The organism is Paenibacillus sp. Marseille-Q7038 (genome assembly GCF_965111595.1).
In genome coordinates, this window is the sequence record NZ_CBCOOM010000003.1 from 1 (window position 1) to 3,973 (window position 3,973).

Annotated in this window: 6 protein-coding genes; all 6 read right to left on the bottom strand. The window is 33.8% G+C overall.

Annotated elements, in window-relative coordinates:
* Positions 1 to 402 precede the first annotated feature (402 nt).
* Complete coding sequence (locus ACWPWY_RS23445) at positions 403 to 1,011, bottom strand: hypothetical protein (protein WP_454193939.1); 609 nt, start codon at positions 1,009 to 1,011, stop codon at positions 403 to 405.
* 164 nt (positions 1,012 to 1,175) lie between these two features.
* Positions 1,176 to 1,586 carry a hypothetical protein gene (locus tag ACWPWY_RS23450; protein WP_454193940.1) on the bottom strand — a complete coding sequence of 137 codons (411 nt, stop codon included), beginning with the start codon at positions 1,584 to 1,586 and terminating at the stop codon, positions 1,176 to 1,178.
* Positions 1,587 to 1,838: 252 nt separating this feature from the next.
* Complete coding sequence (locus tag ACWPWY_RS23455) at positions 1,839 to 2,108, bottom strand: hypothetical protein (RefSeq protein ID WP_191799811.1); 270 nt, start codon at positions 2,106 to 2,108, stop codon at positions 1,839 to 1,841.
* A gap of 232 nt (positions 2,109 to 2,340) precedes the next feature.
* A complete protein-coding gene (locus ACWPWY_RS23460; protein ID WP_454192940.1) occupies positions 2,341 to 3,051 on the bottom strand; it encodes a cytochrome c biogenesis CcdA family protein in 711 nt (236 codons plus the stop codon).
* A 76-nt stretch (positions 3,052 to 3,127) separates the two neighbouring features.
* Complete coding sequence (locus ACWPWY_RS23465; RefSeq protein WP_454193941.1) at positions 3,128 to 3,376, bottom strand: hypothetical protein; 249 nt, start codon at positions 3,374 to 3,376, stop codon at positions 3,128 to 3,130.
* Positions 3,377 to 3,722: 346 nt separating this feature from the next.
* Positions 3,723 to 3,973: hypothetical protein (locus ACWPWY_RS23470; protein ID WP_454193942.1), on the bottom strand; the 251-nt coding region annotated here is incomplete at its 5' end.

Here is a 3,973-nt window from a genome sequence, read left to right on the forward strand (position 1 = left end):
AACCCTTTATGTTCAACTATTGTTTTTTCGTTAGTTCAATCATTTTATTCTTCATCAGAACACATGCATTCAGATAATAGCTTGTTAACTACGCTTAAGTCATCAAAATCCTTCAGATTAATCAAGGAAGCCACCGCCCTGTTTATAAACCATTCTCGAAATTATTATCTGTCCACCACTCTACCATGCCATGAGTTTCAATCTTCGTCTTCAATGTCAGGATAATAACGAATATAGTAGTCAACAGCACCCTAATAAAAAAACCCTGATATGTAAATCAAGGTTCTAGAGATAAACATGCAAGCTGAATTTAATTTGTTTTACAAACATGTACATAAGAAAACATTTAAGCTATTTAAGTTTTGCTCAAAGCACTGAAGAAAAAGCCCATAATTTCATCTGTTATTCTGTGATAAGTTTTGCTAATTCCTCTAGGTACTCAATACTTACATCATCAAAAACAGTATTAATAGTATAGGCATGCCTTTCAGACATCATATGAATAGCCTTACTTGCTTCTCCCTTAACATATACAACTTTGTATCCATTAACCTCTCCAGTTGTTATTTCTGCATCTGAGTATACACCGGAAGTATAGAAATCAACTGCTTCTTCAGGAGTTATATTTAAAGGAACTTGGATAAAATCTACAGCAGAACCGCTTTCTAAAATATAATTTGCACTAACTTCGATAGAGTCATCTCCATAGTCTGTTGTATAACTACCTAATAATTCACTAATCGGATTATCATCTGTTATGTCCGCGGAATACTTTTCAATCACACTTGGATTAGCCAAATCCAACGGTATGTGTATTTGATCATTTGGCACTGTAGAAATAGGCTTAATTGTTACATTATGATCTTCTTGTATCTCTGTATTTTCTAAAGTTGATTTTTCTGCTACGTTTGAACTGTAGTTAGCTTCTGATGCGAAAGTTGTATAAGTATATGTGCTTCCACCGACTAATAATGCCGCTGTTATGATACTCGCTAAAAATTTTTTGTTCATTTATTTGAATCCTCCTTTTTTATTTTGATTAATCTACATTGAAATCCCCAATCCACTAGCAACAATAAGAGCCTATCTTACATGTGACAGTGAAACTTATAAAATCTCCAATATTACCATCCTAAAATCTGTTTTTTCGTTAGCGTAATTAACCAGTTGTGAATTTAATGATCCCCTGCACCTAAATAACTTTCTGCTGGCACTTTGTATAATACATAATTGGTAGTCCACATCTGCCCTGTTATAATAATCCTTCCTTCACCTTCAAAAAATATCCCAGAACCCTCGTAAGAGTCATACTTTAACCCTTGATCCTCCATCTCCCTTATGACTTTGTCTCTTCCTTCTTGTTGATTTCCGCTATAACCGAGCCAATAAAATCCATTAACTTTTGATAATTCAACTAGTTCATTGCTACTCTTATCCAATTTTTCAACAACTTCTTTCTTTGATATACCTTCAAAAGGAAGCGTTGGATAATAAGCTTTACTAGAGTAAAACCAAAAACTTAGTAAGATAATTACTGCCAGTATTAATGCAATTAGAAGAAATAATATATCCTTTTTCGTTTTCACGTTGGCCTTAACTCCTTTTTTTAAATAAGTTTTTTCGTTAGTTGATGTATTTGTATCTAAACTTCCTCCTACCGACCTTATATACTCACTTGTTGAGTCTTGAGCTTTTTGGACTGTTGGATAGTTTTAAAAATCCGATTAAAGTAAGAATTAATGAAATGACAATTAGACCAAATCGTATTAAATTACTCATTTCCCCTCTCCAATCCCTATTAAATTCAATAACAATGCTTTCTACTTATAAGAATACTTTCAACAGATTGAAGCCTCAATCATTTCAATAGCTCCACTTTCTCCGTCGACAGAATCGATACCCTTCTCACAATTTTCTTCATTTTCCCACTTAATTAAATAGCTATTTCTTTTGAGGTCTACCGATAGTATTTTGACTTTGCCGATGTGTTTAGTATGTTGTTCAATAACGCTTAATTTTGCTTGTTCTTCTGCTACTTTTAATTCTGCAGTATTACAACCACTTATAATAAAAATCAGAAAGATAAACATTGTAGCAATCCCTTTCATATCCCTTCCTCCTTTATCACTTAACGTTAATTTCATTATTAAAGTTACAAATAATTCTTCATTCAACTAAACTGCTCGTTTGCATAACTAAAAGAGAGCGTTTGCCAACTGGCAAGTCGCTTCCCCTGCTGTGTTCAACTATCGTTTTTTCGTTAGCTGAATGTTCAGAATCGTTTGTTCAATTTTTTATACAATTCTACTGAAACCACATTCCAACGGTTGGGAAGCTTTGTTATCCCCATCCACCATTTGTTACTTTTTGAAACCATATATTCAAATAAATAAATTTGTCCGTGTATAGCAAAATCGCAATTAAAATAAGTAGTGCTCCTCCAATTTTCATTAGAATAGAGCTATATTTTAATACCCATTTTGTCTTTCCTACAAAAAAACCCATAAAGATAAAAGGCAACCCGAATCCTAGAGTATAAGCAGTAATATTAATGAAGGTTTGACCTGGATATAAAACGGATGCATACATAATCGTTGCAAAAATGGGACCAATACAAGGTGTCCACCCTGCAGCAAAAATAATACCAACAAGAAAAGCAGTTAGTGAACTGTTTTTCGTTTTTATAAAAGGAATACGAAATTCTTTCATCAGAACTTTAGGTTGAAATATACCAATTAAAAACATTCCTACAATACCTATGAAAATCGCACCTAACATTCGGATAAGATCATTATAATCGTAGAAAAAGTTCCCAATTAAACTTGCTGAATAGCCAAGAACATAATATATAATCGAAAACCCTAAAACAAATAAGGTAGAATTAATTAATATAACTTTTGATAAATTCAAACTTTTATTCTCTTGTATATCTTTTCCGGATAATCCAGTTATAAACGATATGAAGGATGGATACAGTGGAAGAGTACATGGAGAAATGAAGGCCAGAATCCCACCACTAAACGCAAGCCAAATAGTAACTGAACTAGTCAATGTAATTCTCCTTTAATGGCATTTTATTCTACGGTCATCCCTTTGATTTATTCAAGGTTTATTTATCTTCATTCCCCTATTTTTCTCCTTTGAAAACAACAGTTTCATAACAGATTGAAGCCTCAATCATTTCAATCGCTCCACTTTCTTCGTAGACAGAATCGATACCCTTCTCACAATTTTCTTCATTTTCCCACTTAATTAAATAGCTATTTCTTTTGAGGTCTACCGATAGTATTTTGACTTCGCTCAATTTCATCTCCCTTCCTTCTTTACCACTTAACGTTAATTTTATTATTAAAGTTACGATTAATTCTTCATTCAACTAAACTGCCGGTTAGCTTAATCAAATAACTGTAACCTCCACCTGCAAGTGCGTTGGTCGACAACTTTCCAAGGTTCCAATTCCGGGAGGACAGATCCCTCCGGAACGTCTTGATATGCAAGCTTGGAAAAATTCATGTACATCTCATCTGAAATGTAGGTTTTCAAAAAAAAATCAACTTCCTATATTCACTCTTAAATTTAAAATATAGTAATATACCCATATCATGATAGATGTAAGAAGTGGACACTATACTAAAAAGTAAGCATTTGATCATATTTATTTTTGTTTGTTTTGTCCTAATTGTGGGAGGTTGTAGCTCCAGTTCTAACTCTCGCGAAAATGCTCAAGCTGTTAACAAGGCTATGGAAGCAGGAATACGTACTTTAGAGAAAAATACGATCTCAACGTTGAATTTACGGGCCACAAGTTTAATCCTCCCGATCTCGGGACGGACGTGGGGCTCTATGGACATTTGGCAGAAGATGCAGATATAGAAGTGTTTCTCCTTATTAACTATAAGACACTTGAGGTCATCACTGTAGGCGTTCCCGATGAGCTTAATCCATAATCGATTTCTACGGGACACCGTCCTGA